This window comes from Kovacikia sp. CALU 1929, assembly GCF_056784235.1.
The window spans coordinates 106,049-121,743 of the sequence record NZ_JBXBCF010000063.1 but is presented as its reverse complement, the minus strand read 5'-3'; the positions used below and the strand labels follow the sequence as shown (position 1 = coordinate 121,743).

Annotated in this window: 10 protein-coding genes; 5 read left to right on the top strand and 5 right to left on the bottom strand. The window is 49.9% G+C overall.

What is annotated here, in order from left to right; genetic code table 11:
* Positions 1–513: 513 nt before the first annotated feature.
* Positions 514–2,553, top strand: coding sequence for a GspE/PulE family protein (locus tag AC1S52_RS11130; protein ID WP_482029071.1), 2,040 nt, complete (start codon positions 514–516; stop codon positions 2,551–2,553).
* A gap of 13 nt (positions 2,554–2,566) precedes the next feature.
* Here AC1S52_RS11130 and AC1S52_RS11125 read toward each other — a convergent pair whose 3' ends face one another.
* Positions 2,567–2,773, bottom strand: a complete 207-nt coding sequence (locus tag AC1S52_RS11125; protein ID WP_482029070.1) for a hypothetical protein — start codon at positions 2,771–2,773, stop codon at positions 2,567–2,569.
* A 465-nt stretch (positions 2,774–3,238) separates the two neighbouring features.
* Here AC1S52_RS11125 and dusB point away from each other — a divergent pair, with 465 nt between their 5' ends.
* Entirely contained in the window at positions 3,239–4,306 is a 1,068-nt protein-coding gene (gene dusB, locus AC1S52_RS11120; RefSeq protein ID WP_482029069.1) for a tRNA dihydrouridine synthase DusB, read from the top strand.
* A 577-nt stretch (positions 4,307–4,883) separates the two neighbouring features.
* The gene (locus AC1S52_RS11115; RefSeq protein ID WP_482029068.1) at positions 4,884–5,492 is read left to right on the top strand and encodes a hypothetical protein; all 609 of its coding nucleotides are present in this window, start codon (positions 4,884–4,886) and stop codon (positions 5,490–5,492) included.
* A 187-nt stretch (positions 5,493–5,679) separates the two neighbouring features.
* Here the strand turns inward: AC1S52_RS11115 and AC1S52_RS11110 are convergent, their stop codons facing one another.
* The 4 genes from AC1S52_RS11110 to msrB form a co-directional block, all read right to left on the bottom strand.
* Complete coding sequence (locus AC1S52_RS11110; RefSeq protein ID WP_482029067.1) at positions 5,680–7,914, bottom strand: ATP-binding protein; 2,235 nt, start codon at positions 7,912–7,914, stop codon at positions 5,680–5,682.
* A gap of 36 nt (positions 7,915–7,950) precedes the next feature.
* A complete protein-coding gene (locus tag AC1S52_RS11105) occupies positions 7,951–8,562 on the bottom strand; it encodes an SET domain-containing protein (protein ID WP_482029066.1) in 612 nt (203 codons plus the stop codon).
* 248 nt (positions 8,563–8,810) lie between these two features.
* Entirely contained in the window at positions 8,811–11,708 is a 2,898-nt protein-coding gene (locus tag AC1S52_RS11100; protein ID WP_482029065.1) for a CHAT domain-containing tetratricopeptide repeat protein, read from the bottom strand.
* Between the two features lie 244 nt (positions 11,709–11,952).
* Positions 11,953–12,453, bottom strand: a complete 501-nt coding sequence (gene msrB, locus AC1S52_RS11095; protein ID WP_482029064.1) for a peptide-methionine (R)-S-oxide reductase MsrB — start codon at positions 12,451–12,453, stop codon at positions 11,953–11,955.
* A 259-nt stretch (positions 12,454–12,712) separates the two neighbouring features.
* On the opposite strand from msrB, the gene AC1S52_RS11090 reads away from it, so the two are divergent.
* Together AC1S52_RS11090 and AC1S52_RS11085 are read left to right on the top strand one after the other, a co-directional pair.
* Positions 12,713–13,561 carry a lysophospholipid acyltransferase family protein gene (locus AC1S52_RS11090; protein WP_482029063.1) on the top strand — a complete coding sequence of 283 codons (849 nt, stop codon included), beginning with the start codon at positions 12,713–12,715 and terminating at the stop codon, positions 13,559–13,561.
* Between the two features lie 231 nt (positions 13,562–13,792).
* Entirely contained in the window at positions 13,793–15,682 is a 1,890-nt protein-coding gene (locus AC1S52_RS11085) for an EamA family transporter (protein ID WP_482029062.1), read from the top strand.
* Positions 15,683–15,695: the final 13 nt, after the last annotated feature.

The following is a 15,695-nucleotide window of genomic DNA, read 5'->3' as shown; positions in this document are numbered from 1 at the left end:
CGAATAGGTTCGTTTGTGAACATCAATGCCGACATACACTGTTTCACCGGTATATGATCTTCTTTGTGCGGTGGGTTTCATACAAGTCTTCCTCGCTTGTTGGGTTTGTATACTTCAAGCTTATGGGTGTCTTGTCTCACCGCACTTTACTTTTTCATCATAGGGACAACCTACGCGGCGGGCGATCGCACTGCTTTTCTGTTAAAGATCGCACAGTACGAACTGTAAATTCTCGGACGAGTCGATTGGAGTACTGACATGAGATTACCCGTTTGCGCCTGGGAAACCTAAATATAAGTATCGAGTTCCTGAAACCTATCACGAATGAAGATTAGAAGTAGAGTGAATACAGCTAATCATGTTATATTCTCCCGCACGTTTCCTAATCATTTTAAGCTCCCAGTTTGGCAATCCCTCATTCAAACTGGTTATGCAACATCAATACAACTTCAGCAAGCTTGGCAGACAAGCCAAACTCTCCAGTGCCCCATCTTTGAAGCTCTTGAAACTGTAGTGAATAAACCTTTATCAGCTCAGCAGGTTTATCACTATCGCCAACGGGAACGGCTAGAACTCAAGATCCTCTATGGGGTCGAATGTTTCGATCGATCCATCCACTCGATAGACTTTTCCTGGATTCACCACTGCCTTCAACGGTTAATTCCATTACACCTCTGCGATTACTATCACTTAGTGCCTCTCAAACAAGACGCAACAAATTCGTCGCAACTATGGATAGGAATGGTTGATCCCAGTAATCAGAAAGCTACCAACAGCTTGAAGTACATTTTGCATCAACATGGGCTGATTCCCTGGCAAATGCTGATCACAGTCGAAGATTATTATCATCTGCTGCATGAAATTTTAGACAAGGTACGTAATTCTACCGTCTCGCATCTGTCCTCGACCCCAACCATCAATCCCGTATTGGGGGTTCCTGAACAATTGCACCCGTCTCAACTGCTATCACCCCTACATTCGCCATCCAAACGAGAAACTTCCTTACCTGACCTTGAGGTTCTGGAAACTCAAGCGATCGATCTGTCTGACTTGCCAACTTCAACTAAAATCGTGAAACCAGAGGTGGATCTCTTCACGGAATTACAGGAGGCAGCGGTTTCACATCCAGTTGTGTCACTGGTCAACATTATTTTATATAAAGCTTTGAAACAGGGGGTTTCGGATATCCATTTTGAGCCTCAAGAGACGTGCCTGCAAATTCGCTTTCGCAAAGATGGCATTTTAGAGCCAGGATGGGGTTTCCTCCCCCATTCTTCGATCGCTGCTGTCACCTCCCGACTTAAGATCCTGGCTAACCTGGATATTGCAGAGCGACGGACTCCCCAAGATGGGCAAATTAGCTTGAAACTGGAAGAGCAAAAAGTTGTGCTGCGGATTAGTACTCTCCCCACCGCCTACGGAGAGAAAGTCGTGCTCCGGATGTTGAGAAATGGCACATCCAATCTAATGCTGGATCATTTGATTGACGATGCCGCAGTCTTAGAGCAGTTTCAATCGATAACTCGTTCTCCTTTTGGTTTAATTTTAGTGACTGGACCCACGAGTTCCGGTAAAAGTACGACGCTCTACGCTGCGATCTCCGAAAGAAATAGTCCTCACATCAATATCTGTACTGTTGAAGATCCGATTGAGTATACCTTACCCGGCATTTCTCAAGTTCAAGTCATTCGAGAGAAGGGACTGGACTTTCCCAAAGTCTTAAGAGCGTTGCTTCGTCAAGACCCTGATGTCATTCTAATTGGTGAAATCCGCGATCAAGAAACAGCTAAAGTTGCCATTGAAGCAGCCCTTACAGGACACCTAGTTCTCAGTACCTTACACACCAATGATGCTCCCAGCACGATTGCCCGACTTCAAGAATTGGGTATTGAACCTTTTAGAGTGGCGAGTTGTTTGACGGGCATTCTTTCCCAACGGCTGGTGCGTCGTGTGTGCCCCCAATGTCGGATACCTTATCACCCTACCGCAAGCGATTTAAAGTCGCTTCAGCAATTCAATTTGTCGTGTCCTGAAGGAATTATTTACCGAGCCAAAACTCTGTCTGCCGAAGATATTCAAACCGCCCATGCTCAAGGAAACCCTGTTTGTTCAACTTGTAAGGGGACAGGATATCATCGTCGTTTGGGCGTCTATGAATTGATGGTTATGGATCGAAACATAAAAGGATTGATCCTTGAAGGTGCTTCCGTCGATCAACTGCGAGATGCAGCTCGAATGACTGGCATGAAAACGTTGACCGAGTACAGCCTACAACTGGTAGCTCAGGGTAAGACGACCTTAGAAGAGGTAGAGCGAGTAGTACTCAGTAGTCTGGTAGAAACAACTCCAATCGATTGGGGAGCTAAACCCTCCAGTGTTTCAACGGAACAGCCAAGTTTAGTCCCTAGCTCTAGTTCCATGTCCACTCATCCGAATCACTACTCTCAACAACTTCTGGTGTTGATTCAAGATATCCTCAATCATCCTGACATTCCAATAGAATACCGATTATGCTGGTCATCTCAAGTTCTAAACATCATTTTACAATCTTAGGTAGTGCCCAATCTTAAGAATGGAAAGTCTCGTCGGTTAACTTCAATTGCTCATACCAATCGGCTAGAGATTCATTGGGGTAAAGCAAGGCGTGATGAATCGTAATAATCCTCAAGATCAGATAGCTTCGCGGACAACCGATGGGGTTAGCGGCTGCCCGTAACACGAAATCCTCATAAGCCTCTGCTCGTCCCAGCAGATGCCCGGGAGAGATCGCCATTGAGTTACTGTACCCGCACCTTGCTTTCAAGATGATTGTGGGAGTTCGATCGCTCCCAAATATGAAGTTAAGCCCATCTCGGCTTCGCCCTCAATTAAGAGTCCCAAATGGTTGTTTCTGCGGAGTGAAAAGTTGAGACAATAACGGTGATTGTTGGTCTTAAAGAAACCCAAGTGCGATCGCATCCTCTCGCCTTAGGTTGGGTTGAGTTTAGGTAACTTGCTTCCCGCAGGGTAACCCAACAAGGCTTTGCAACCATCAATGATTGCATGCAAACCCATTCCTTTCAAATAGAGGCTTTTGTGCAGTTACCCGATCATTTTCGCTGTTTGTGACCTTGCCTCAAAATGACCACCATTTGTCTACTCGTTTAAGACTGATCAAAACCTATGTAACGTGGCACTACAAAACCGAATTAAGACTCTCACTGTAAAATGAGAGCCTGGGCTGTTGTTTGGGTTTTCTATGGTCACGCTATCTCCTGCCTTGCAAGAGCGACTCTCGAAGCCGCTGAAAATTGGCAACTTTGAAGTCAACAGTCGGGTGTTGCAGTCGCCTCTGTCGGGGGTGACAGACCTGGTGTTTCGACGATTGGTGCGTCGGTATGCGCCCGATTCAATGATGTATACGGAGATGGTCAACGCCACTGGCTTGCATTATGTCCGGCAACTACCCAAACTGATGGAGGTTGACCCTAACGAGCGTCCGATTAGCATTCAACTATTTGACTGCCGCCCAGACTTTTTAGCAGAAGCAGCACAGATGGCAGTCGATGAAGGGGCAGATACGGTTGATATCAATATGGGCTGTCCAGTGAATAAGATCACCAAAAATGGGGGTGGTTCATCTTTACTGAGAGATCCTGAGACAGCGGAAGCGATCGTCCGGGCTGTGGTGCAGGCAGTAAACGTGCCTGTGACGGTCAAAACCCGAATTGGCTGGACGGATAAGGAAATTAATATCCTGGACTTTGCGCGACGGATGGAAGCTGCCGGAGCGCAGATGATTACGGTGCATGGTCGCACCCGTGCCCAGGGTTATAACGGCTCTGCTAAATGGGAATGGATTGCGCGAGTTAAAAACATTTTATCCATCCCGGTGATTGCCAATGGCGATATATTCTCCGTGGAAGCTGCTGTCAGGTGTCTGGAAATGACTGGGGCAGATGGGGTGATGTGTTCGCGGGGAACCCTGGGTTATCCTTTTCTGGTGGGTGAAGTCGATCATTTCCTCAAAACTGGCGAAAGTAAGCCCTCACCGACTCCAATTGAGCGGTTGCAGTGTGCCCGTGAGCATTTATGGATGCTGTGGGAGTATAAGGGAGATCGCGGGGTTCGTCAGGCACGTAAGCATATGACCTGGTACTCGAAAGGCTTTATGGGAGCGGCTGAACTACGGGGGCAACTCAGCACGATTGCAAATGTGCATCAAGGAATGGAGTTGCTGGATGGGGCGATCGTCTGCTTAATGGAAAACACTGGCTCAGAAACTGCTATCCAGTCAGAAGACGGTTGCGAGCTTGCCACCGTTTAAGGAATACTATCAGCGAAATCCTGGAAAAGTTGAGTCTAAGAGGGTGTTTGAAAAGGGTTCGGCGGTTAAAACCACGACTATGCGAACAAAATCTGCCTACGCGGACTCAGGCAAATGAGAGATTTCTGTAACCTGCGGAGGCAGGTTATAACCCTGCGGGTATGGCTCCGCTTCGCTTCGCTAGTGTCCGTATAGCCGCGCCTACCCTGCGGGAACGCTTTGCGGATAGTCGCCAAGGCGACAGGGCAATAGGCTTTTAAACCATCCTCTAAATATCAATCTAAATATCCTGCCGTTTTCTGGCTGTTCAGCCAGGAAGTTTCTATCTTGCGCTAGAGACATGGCAGCCAAATTAAATAGGGCGAGAACAAAACCTACAATTTCAGTCTAGGAGATCAACCCTACGATGGAGTCCACTGTCCTTTCTGAAGACAGAAGCGTTTCCACTGCTACAACCATTATCGTTGGTATCGACAAGCTAAAACATTTCGGTTTAACAAATACCGAAGTCGTAAGGGTTTAGGGTGTTTCCACTTTGATTTTTTGAACACTATTTGATGAGTTCTGAGAGTTTAATATGGCAAATCTTGACGATCGCGGCTACCCAAAACGTGAGGTAGATCCCAGACGCGAAGTTCACCCCAATCCAAATAACAACTATCCTAATCAGGCAACTCCTGTTAATCCGGTGATTAATCGCGGTGAACAACCTTTACCGAGCAATGTTGCTTACCGGGACGGTTACAGCCAGGGTCGCGTGTCTCAACAGCGGATTGATGCTACCAACCAGGCAATCCGGGACAACGATAATGCCGGTCGTGGTTTGTTACTAGGAATTCTGGTGACGGCTCTGGCAGCGTTTGCGATTGGTGCATTTTTTTTGCTGAACCAGCGTAATCAGACCCCTGTGCCACCAATTATCCAGCGGATTACACCCGATGCTTCTCCTTCACCGGCACAGTCGCCCCAAGTGCGGGAGCGGATTATTGAGCGCGATCGCATCGTCCCCGTGCCCCAAAATGAGCCACCCCAGGTGAACATTACCGTTCCTGATGTCGCTCCTCCACCTCAGGTAGCTCCGGTCATCCCCGAAACCCAACCGGCACCTCAGACTGGTATCACGAATGATCCCGCTCAACTGAACCCTCCTGGTACCACACCTGAAGGGGCTGGCACTGCCCAATAACTCTTCCTAATCAATCTTCCTAGTGAATGCGTAAGCTACAGAGGCGCGAGGAATCTCGCGCCTTTTTCTTTTTATATAAGTAGATGGTTCAAATTAGTTGTAAGAAGGGGAAGTGGGGGCTGCGCCCTAAGCAGGGGGTAGAACCCCCTCCACCCCCAAACATATCTTTAAATTTAATCACACCCAGTTACTTAGCAGTTCCACTGACACCTTCTGGTTGAGAAGCACTGACTGCCTTCATCCTATCCTGGTGACGAACTGGTATCTCAATCCAAAACTCCGCTCCCTGTCCTGGTTGAGACAGGCACTTGAGAACGCCATGATGTTTCTCTACTACAATCTGGTAGCTAATGGACAGTCCTAAACCTGTTCCTTTACCAACAGGTTTAGTTGTAAAAAATGGGTCAAACAGTTTGCTCTGGTGTTGAGGAGGAATTCCCGGACCATTATCACGAATCCGAATGACCACGGACGGGATGGGCGGTTGGGAGTCAGACATTACTAAAGAGTCTTCTGATTCTTTTCTGTTCATCCCTTGCTGGGTTAGCATTTCAGTCTGAATCGTGATCGTTGCCAGGTTCGCAGCAGACTCTTCAGCCGACCGCTCCTGGTTCATTTTATCGAGGGCATCGATCGCGTTGCTCAGGATATTCATAAACACCTGGTTGAGCTGTCCTGCGTAGCACTCCACTGGGGGCAAACTGCCATACTGCTTCACAATCTGAATACCAGCGTGTCCTGGGCTTTCCTTCAACTTGTTTTGCAAAATCAACAGGGTGCTATCAATCCCTTCATGGATATTGACTCGTTTCATTTCCGCCTCATCCAGGCGTGAAAAGTTGCGGAGGGATAGGACAATCTCCCGAATTCGGTCTGCACCAATGCTCATTGAGTCCAGCATCTTCTGCAAATCCTCAACCAGAAAATCCAGGTCAATGTCTTCCCGGTAGGACTGAATGGCTGAATCAGCATTGCCGTAACGCTCATCGTATAGCTGGATCAACTTCAGCAAATCCCGTGTGTAGTTGGAGGCATGGGGCAAGTTGCCATAGATGAAGTTAATTGGATTGTTGATTTCGTGTGCCACTCCAGCCACCAGTTGCCCCAGGCTCGACATCTTCTCCGTTTGGATCAGTTGCGCCTGGGTCTGTTGTAAAGCTTGTAGGGCATTTTCTGACTTCGCCATCTCCTGGCGCAAACGTCGCTCGTTCACGGTTACCTGTCCTAACAGGGCGTAGAACGAAATGGTCAAACGTCCCAACTCGTCTTCCCGGCTCATCAGTTCTTCGCTTTTAGCATTCGTTTCTGCCAATCGGTTGCATTCATCCATAATTGGCTGCAATCGCTGATTCAGGTGTCGCACGAATAGCGCCACGACCACTGCCAATAAAATGGAGGCACCGACAACAGAACCTAAGGTTCCCAGTGCCGTAAACCGCACCACTGGACCCAACACCACCGACTCTGGCACGGATGCCATCAAGATCCAATTGTTATTTGGAATCAGTTGGTACGCCCAAAATTCTCGGTTTCCGGTTTCGTCTGTCCAATGCAGAATGCCTTCCCGCCCCCCTGCCTTTAAGCGTTGCTGAATCTCTTGCCACAAACCGCTGTAGTTATTGAGTTGGGGAAAGGGCTTCAATGCCAGCGCTTCGTGGGGAGCAGGCGGATAGGCAATCAGGTTGCCCTGTTTACTGACGAGGAGAAAATGCCCCGCATCGCGCATGGCACTCACACCCAGCTTCTGACTTAAAAAGCCCAACTCTAGATCCTGGCTTAAAACTCCCAGCAGTTCTTTTTTGTTGCTGTAAAGGGGCAGAGAATAGGCGGTGCTGACTAACCGCTGAGGTGGATTGAGTGTAGTTTCCAGGTAGGATTCTGGTTCTAACCAGATGGGTTTCCCAGCCGTAATCGGCAGTCTGAAATAGTCTGCTTCAAAATCTTCCTGACTCGATTCTCCACCTTTGGCAATCACCTTACCGTTGCGATCGCGCACAGCGTAGGGATAGGCGTACCGGCGGTTGGGAATAATTAACCGACGATTAGGCGGCTGCCCAAAGCCCAAACCTGTCCCCAGGGGTGAGGTTTGCAGGGAGCGGTAAATTAGATTCACGTAAACCTGTTCCCGTCGTTCTCCGGCGGCGTAGAGCGTTTCTACCGCATCCCCGACAATCTGAGTGGAATACTCAAAAGTGTCAAAGTCGCCCTTCAAATTACCTGCCTTAACCTGCAAGTTAGACAGCAGTTCTGCTTCAGACTGCCGTGCCAGTTCGCGGTAAGACAGAAACGAGGTGCCCACCAAACCCACCAACGAACCTGCCAACACAGAAAGAAACAGTCGTGAGCCGACCGATCGCAGCAGCGATGTTCCCCGCTTGCGACGGGGTTGGCTAGAGTCCGCAGCGGTAGAAAACAGGCTCATGCTAACAATCCCTTACTCGTCAACTCAAACATTCCCTTAGCTGGCAGCTTTCATCTCAGTGTTGCGATCGTAATAGCACAAAAGAATTGAATCCATTTTCTCTTTGCTCAGGGCAATTGCACTGACCTTATCAATAAACTGATGCTCAATCAAATGCTTTAAGGGTTGGTCTACCTGGCTGAAATAACGCATCGCATCGGCTGCCTTGTAGTCCCACTCCGGGTAGTAATGCAAGAGATCATCAGGCATGACTTTAGTGCGGGAACAACCTGGTTCTGGGAAACAGTAAAAGGGCTTATCTAAATTGAAATAACCGTAATCATCCGTTAATTCTTCGCCAGGGTAAATATCTCTAACGGCTACCTCAAACTTGTAAGGGGTGGCGATGCAGCTTGAGTTGAAGCTGTGGTTGACGTACCGAGCAATATCCCAGCACAGAATGTACTTGCCTTCGTTATCCCGATAGCAGTATTTGACTAGCCATTCCCGTGAAAGCGGGTTTAGGGAAGCCAGATGGGACTCATCGAATTTTTGATCTAAATCATCCAGAATCCAGGTTATTGTTCCCTTCGGAATCAGCTTTGTTGCAAACACACCATACCCAATTAATTCATTGATAAATCGTAGTTCCGTGTGGGGATGCATCATTGCGGTCAAAACAGCATTCGAGCAGGAAAACAGTCAGTGGGATCAAACCTGGTGGAAGGGAGCTGGAATTTGAGCATGGAATTTGCGCTCAAACTTTGTCACCCAGGGTTTATTTAGTAAACCCATTTTTGTTACTTAAAAAACATCAGCAGGTCTACCGCCCAGAAGGAATGCTAGTCAGGGCGGGATGTCGCTCATCATAGAGCTTAACAGCCATTAAAACTAAGCTCCCTTTGAATGGATACCTATTACTCTGCTTCACCGATCAAGACAAATGCTGCCCAGTCACGGGGATCTGGGTGCTGCTGCATAGTAGTCAACATTGCCTGTCTCAATGCCGCAGCTTTGTCGAGATTGCGCTTCAACGCCTGATAGAACTGAGTCATCAGCAATGCCGTGGGCGAGTCCGGTACAGCCCAGAGAGAAACAATCACACTGGGGACCCCGGCTGTAATGAATGAGCGGGACAAGCCAACTACACCATCGCCTGTGATTCTTCCCCGTCCTGTATCACAAGCGCTTAAAACAACCAGGGTGGCATTTAATTTCAAGTTTAAAATCTCGTCTGCTGTTAGCCACCCATTGTCCTGGTTAGCTGCGGTAGGGGCTGGGTTTCCTGGGGCAGGAGCTAAGGCGATCGCCCCTGGCATTCCCAATCCCTTGAAATCATCCAGCAAGCCGTGGGTTGCCAGATGAATGATTTGCGGCTGCGGCATCAGGTTGACGATCGCCGATTTCGTGGCGCGATCGCCAGTGACTGCTTGAGTTCCCAACAAGGATGCAATCTCTACTGCCTCCCGTTCTGCACCAGGAAGAGGGCTTAACTGTTCCGCAGGTTGATCAAACCGAGCGGGGACTGTGGGCATGGTGGGATTGCCGACAACGAGAGCAGAGAGGGGTGGGGTCTGATTTCCTGCTGCCCCTCGGCTCCGTCGCTCCATTGTCCCGCTGCTCCTTTGCTGTTGCCGGGTCAGTGCCAATACCTGAATCGAAGGAGCGGTGAGAATGGTATGTTGCTCGATCAGGTATTTGCCGGCAGGATTTTGGAGGGCGGCAAAAGGTACCAGAAATAAGGGTCCTTGGGGAATAAAGGTAACGCGGGCATTGGGATCTGAGGGCAGTACATCGGCAATTGGCTGGATTAGCAGTTGATAGAGTTGGGCATGGCGAGTAGCGGCTGGAGAGGCTTCTGGACTGGCAACCACTGCCAACCCGCGACCACGCACCCCCAGGTTTTCTCGACTGATGGATACCAGGTCATTAAGCGAAGTTTTTTGCTGTTGCCACAGCGGTTTGAGGTCAACCACCCGGAAGCGAATGGTGCCGCTGGGTGCGATCGCCCAGATTAAAAGTTCTGCCTCTTTTCCCTCAACCCTGCCATTCACCCATACGTCTTCGTAGGTGATGGAATACTGCACCAGGGTTGAATTTTGAGCCTTAGCAATTTGCTTCATCTGCTCAATCGTCGGGGTTGTAGTCGCTACCGCAACCTGGGCAGCATCGCTTCTCTCGCCGCTCCTTGCTCCCCCCTCTTCGCTGCGGCGTCCTCGACTCTGCAACATTTCCACAAATGCCCTTGCCCGTCCCCGTTCGGCAATTTCTAAAGCAGTATCGGTCTTGTTTTCGGCAATTAGAACACGCTGAAGCAGGCGGTAGGTGCGGGCTTGCTGTTCAAAAATTGAGACTTTGTTCAGGTCATTGCTGCCCAAACTGGCACGTAAGGCTTCCCAAGTTTGCAGTCCTGCGTTTAAGGTGGCGGCGGCTGCCGTCTGGTTACCTGCCTTGAATTGGGTATTGCCCAGATTGTTCAGAACATACGCCTCGGTAGGGCGATCCTGGATCTGGCGGGCGATCGCCAGGGCTTGCTGGTGATACTCCGTGGCTCTGGCATATTGCCCCAAGTCATCATAATGGATGCCTAGATTGAGCAAGACTGTGCTTTCCATGCCCCGGTCTTGAATTTTGCGGGCGATCGCCAATGCCTGCTGGTAGGACTCAACAAACTTCTGATTCTGTCCTGTTCGTTTGTAAACGTTGCCTAGATTGATTAAGGACACTCCCACGCCGCTGGGGTCATCCATTTTCAACGCCATCGCTAGCCGTTGCTGGTGCCGCTCAATTGCCTTGGGATAGTCCTGCAAAACGAGATACAGGTTGCCGAGGTTGGTTAAAACCGATGCTTCCATCGCCGGGTTTTTAATCTCGCGGGCAATCTCAAGGCTATCAAACGCTGTTTGGATAGCGGCGGGGTAGTTACCCAATTCAGAGTAAACGCTACTCAGGTTTTTGAGGGATTGGGCAGCACCGAGGCGATCGCCGATTTCACGGGCAATGGTGAGCCGCTGCTGATGGACAGCGATCGCCTGCCCATAATCGCCTAAAGCGTAATAACTGTTGGCAATGTTATTGAGGGCGGAAGCCTCGCTGCGTCGGTCTTTCAGTTCACGGGCGCGGTTCAACTGCTGCTGGTTATATTCAATCGCTTTGGGGTAGTCGCTCAGGCTGTAATAGACCACACCCAGAGTACCCAGCGTATTGGACTCCAGGGATTGATCCTTGAGTTCGCGGGCGATGGCGAGGGTTTGCTGCAAATAAGTGAGTGCCTGCGGATAGTCGCCACCACTATAGGCAACCTCACCCAGATTGCCCAGGGTTTGCCCCTCACCCAGACGGTCATGAATTTGCCGATAAATGGGCAGCGCCTGCTCGTAATATTCTTTCGCTTGACGATAGTTGCCCAATCCTGCGGTAACCACTCCCAAGTTACCCAATGCTCCCGCTTCTCCGGCGCGATCGCCACTCTTTCGTGCCAGGTTAAGGCTCTGCTGATAAAAGGAAACCGCCCGGTCGTAATTTGCCAACAAGTAATGGACGTTGCCAAGATTGCGTAACGTCTTAATTTGATTCAGCCAATCATCAGTTTTTTGATAGATGGCTAACGCCTGCTGAAGTGACTGAAGCGAGTCTTGATACTGACTGGTGCGCCATTGTTGAATACCCTGCTCCAGGAGTCGATCAGCTTGTTTAGCAGGGGTTTCGCGATCGGTTGGTGGGGCAGGGGATTGGGATAGAAGGCTTAAACCAGCAGGATTAGGGATTGGGGTGAAGGCAATCAGGGTGGTTAGCGCCAGGTGGGTAAAATACATGACTTTGCTGTACTCAACATCCAGCGACTCTACAAACCTTTGGACGTTGCTAAATTCAGGGATAGATTTTAGAAACCCCACACCGGATTAACCCTGGTTCCAGATCAGCGGGGCTACACCCTGCTGCATAACAGCAATGAGGCGGTTCGCTGGCTCAGAGAAATGGATTGTCAGGTGAGGGGTTTCGTCCTGTGAGTAAAGGTTGTGGGTCGGGTCAGGCAGGGAAATCAGGGATTCCCACTTCCTATTCCGCTTCAAACCCCATCGCCACACCGTTCATGCAGTAACGCTTGCCCGTGGGCTTGGGACCGTCATCAAATACGTGCCCCAGGTGACCGCCACAGCGACTACAGTGAACCTCAACCCGGGTCATAAAGAGCGCGCGATCGACAGAGGTTTCCACCGCTCCCTCAATCGGAGCATAGAAGCTGGGCCATCCGGTGCCACTGTTGAACTTGGTTTCCGAAGTAAACAGCGGTTGACCACAACCGGCACAATCATAGGTGCCCTTATCATAGTTTTTGTCTAAAGGGCTGGTGCCTGCCCGTTCAGTGCCGTGTTTCCGTAAAACGTGAAACTGCTCTGGTGTTAGAGTTTTACGCCAGTCTTCCTCCGTTTTGGTAACTTCAAACTCATGGTTCGTGTTGGCGGTTGCCATCGATTCTGACCTCCAGGGAAAATAGCGAGATAACCACGCCGCGCCAATAACGGCTGCGCCACCAAACAAGAGATGTCGCTTATTCATGATCACTTGTTTTACCTATCTCTATTCTGAATCATTTAAGGAAATGCTATTGGCTGGCGATTAAGGAATTCTGTGCTGCACTTAAGCTAAAGATGAAGGCTTCTGTCAATCTCTCTGAAAATTGGTCGTTAGGTGGTAGCTGGTAGGTGGCAAGGAGGCGGGAGGAACCAGTAAGATGTTGCAAAACTAATGACTGACTGCACTGGTGTCCAAACGAGATGGTAGGCTTAAATTCACAAAATTTTTTGCTAATGCCTGAATGCCTCCAGAACGTTGCGCTCAACCAAAGTCGGGATGGTCCTTAGAGCAGCGGGACCCCAACGTAATCCGATCGCTAATGCCCCTATGGAAATGGCAATATCACCATTACTTTCGGGTCCAAACCAGTGGTTGGGAGCATATACCAACCCAGGGACAGGTTTTGCTGGTGGGTTCTCACAATGGGGGCTTGGCAGCACCCGATATGTTCATGATGATGTACGACTGGTTTTGTCGATTTGGCTGCGATCGTCCAGCCTATGGTCTGATGCATCCCCACGTCTGGCAGGTCAGCCCGGTATTGGCAGAACTGGCAGTTAAAACCGGGGCATTAATGGCTCATCCCAAGATGGCGATCGCAGCCCTGCGACGGGGAGCCAGCCTATTGGTCTATCCAGGGGGCGGAGAAGATGTGTTTCGTCCCCACTCTCAGCGCAACCAAATTTACTTTCATGGGCGAAAAGCTTTTATCAGGATTGCCCTGCAAGAAAAGGTCCCCATTGTTCCAGTCATTTCAAAGGGAGCACACGATACCTTGATCGTCCTGACCGACATTTACCAGCAGATGAAACAACTTCACGAGTGGGGCATGCCCTGGCTGCTTGGGATTGACCCGGTGGTGTTTCCAATTTACCTGGGCTTGCCCTGGGGTTTAGCCTTCGGTCCCCTGCCCAACATTCCGTTTCCAGTGAAGATTCACACCCACATCTGTGCGCCGATTGTGTTTGAGCGTTATGGGAGAGAGGCAGCGGGCGATCGCGCCTATGTCAACGCCTGCTATGAAAAAGTCTGCACACACATGCAAGAAGAACTGGATCGGCTGACTCAGTCAAGCAACCCAGTTTTTTAGACTGGCTTTTAACAAGCATTAAACTTTTCCCAGCAAGTACTCCGTTTCTTGAAATGAGGAGTAACGTAAGAACGGATCACTTTGAAAGTGCCAATCAATAAGTCTAGCGATCGACCTGGGAATACTGAACCATTGAACAGCCAGATGCAATTTCAACCCCCTGAATCGGCAATTGGCAGGCTAGAAGGCTAGAGGGAAGAGCACATGGGGCAACTCGGGGAACAATCAGAAATGGGATCTGAAGAGGCGCGGAAAGCCAAAGAGGCTTTGCAAACGGTTACACAGGACTTGCAAGGTCTCCACAAAGGCTTGATTGCCCAACTCTCTCAAGAAGTCGTGCGACTTCAGGCAGAAAAAACTCGCCTGATGTCAGATATTGAAAAACTGCAAGCCTACCATCGGGCATTGCAGTCTCGCCAGATGGAATCTCTTTCGCAACAGCAAGTTGCCCAACAGCAGCTTTGGGCAAAGCAACTGGCGCAGATTTTAGCCAGCCATCTGCAAGCTCAAATAGCAGAACGGCTGAATCAGATTGCGGCTCAAGCCAACCAGCCAGTCGTCAACCCCCAGATGAATCCGTCTGCTCTTCCGGCTATTAGCGGTTATAGCGAAAATGCTCAACGGCTGCTAACGTCGCTAGATGAGACCTTCAACGACACTTTTAAGACCCTCCAGCAGGAGTTGACCACTTACCAAAGTTCGCTCTCCCAGCAAATCAACCGGATGCAAACCCTGGAGCAGCAAGGGGAGGCAATTCTAGAAGCGCTGATCAATCGTTTGAGGGATCAACTTCAATTTGAATCTGGTCGGATGCCGATCGCCCCTTCAACCTACCCAACCGGAAGCAATTACCCTCCTCTCGCTGAAAGCTATGCTTCCCCATCCGACAGAGGCTACCCCACCACTCCAGGCGTCCCTCATCCACCGATCCCTTCCGATAGCGGGTTACCGCTTGCTCCAGAGAACCGTCTTCCTTCCCCCAGTAATGGGTCTCCTGCCTCCCCTATCGACAGCCCTGCGACCCAATTTCGTAATGCCCAATCCTCTTCTCCGGGGGCATTGCCATCCACACTGAGTTTCCCAGGTACCCCAGCACCCCTACCTTCTAAGCCCAAGAAAGAAGTTTCGGTGTTTCAGCTAGGGCTGATACTGGTACTCATATCGACGGTAGCCCTGTCATTTCATAACGTGGTGGTTCGCATTATTGGCAGGGAAAGCGTTGTTTTTGGTTTGTTTAATTTGGGTGGGTTCATTCAGCTCAACCTGGGCAACTCGATTTTGATCCTGTGGCTGCGGATGCTGGTGGTACTGCCATTGATGATACCGGTCGCGATGTTTCTTTATCCGCCGGTCTGGCGTGATATTCGACGGTTTGTAAGTTCGGCAGATCGCCGCCCCATTTTCAGTGTGGTCGGTAGTGGGTTGTTTTTATTTCTGTCCCAAATTCTGATCTATGTTGCCATTGGTAGCATTGGTGCCGGTCCTGCGGTGACCATTTTGTTTATGTACCCGATCGTAACGGTTCCCCTGGCATGGGTATTGTTTGGCGATCGCCCCACCCGGTTGCGCTGGATGGTCATGGCAACCATTTTGCTAGGTGTCATTCTAACGGCACTGCCCAACCTTTCAACAACCAGCAGTGTTTCTGGTGGGGGTGTTTTGACCGCAGTTTTTGCTGGGATTGCCTTCGCCTTTTATCTTCTCTTTATGCAGCTTGGGTTCAAGAAACTGCACCCGATCCCGGTTAGTTTGATCCAGTTCTTCACCATTTTCACACTGACTAGCATTATTCTGATCCTGCCCCTTAATATGGGCGTCCAGGTAGAGAAACCAGGTGGTTTTATTCTGGGTGGAGTTGTTTTAGGCGCTCTGACGCTAGTGGGCTACCTGACCAATAATTTTGGTGTGCGCTTTATGGGAGCCGCCCGTGCCTCTATTATTGCTTCCAGTGGTCCAGTCATGACGGCACTCCTCGCCTGGTTAATTATTCAAAGCCCACTTCAATGGATTCAAATTTTTGGCATTTTGCTGGTGACCGGCGGGGTAACGGCTCTCAGCTTTGAGCGGATGAAGGGGCAGCCCCAGCCTGCCAAGTTAGCCACTGGCAATGGACGCAAGTAAACTGGGCAATCCC

What these genes read in the sequence shown, in the direction of transcription:
- AC1S52_RS11125 (WP_482029070.1), bottom strand. Translation starts at nt 2,773, where the DNA reads ATGGCGATCTCTCCCGGGCATCTGCTGGGACGAGCAGAGGCTTATGAG.
- dusB (WP_482029069.1), top strand. Translation starts at nt 3,239, where the DNA reads ATGGTCACGCTATCTCCTGCCTTGCAAGAGCGACTCTCGAAGCCGCTG.
- AC1S52_RS11115 (WP_482029068.1), top strand. Translation starts at nt 4,884, where the DNA reads ATGGCAAATCTTGACGATCGCGGCTACCCAAAACGTGAGGTAGATCCC.
- AC1S52_RS11110 (WP_482029067.1), bottom strand. Translation starts at nt 7,914, where the DNA reads ATGAGCCTGTTTTCTACCGCTGCGGACTCTAGCCAACCCCGTCGCAAG.
- AC1S52_RS11105 (WP_482029066.1), bottom strand. Translation starts at nt 8,562, where the DNA reads ATGATGCATCCCCACACGGAACTACGATTTATCAATGAATTAATTGGG.
- AC1S52_RS11100 (WP_482029065.1), bottom strand. Translation starts at nt 11,708, where the DNA reads ATGTATTTTACCCACCTGGCGCTAACCACCCTGATTGCCTTCACCCCA.
- msrB (WP_482029064.1), bottom strand. Translation starts at nt 12,453, where the DNA reads ATGAATAAGCGACATCTCTTGTTTGGTGGCGCAGCCGTTATTGGCGCG.
- AC1S52_RS11090 (WP_482029063.1), top strand. Translation starts at nt 12,713, where the DNA reads ATGCCTCCAGAACGTTGCGCTCAACCAAAGTCGGGATGGTCCTTAGAG.
- AC1S52_RS11085 (WP_482029062.1), top strand. Translation starts at nt 13,793, where the DNA reads ATGGGATCTGAAGAGGCGCGGAAAGCCAAAGAGGCTTTGCAAACGGTT.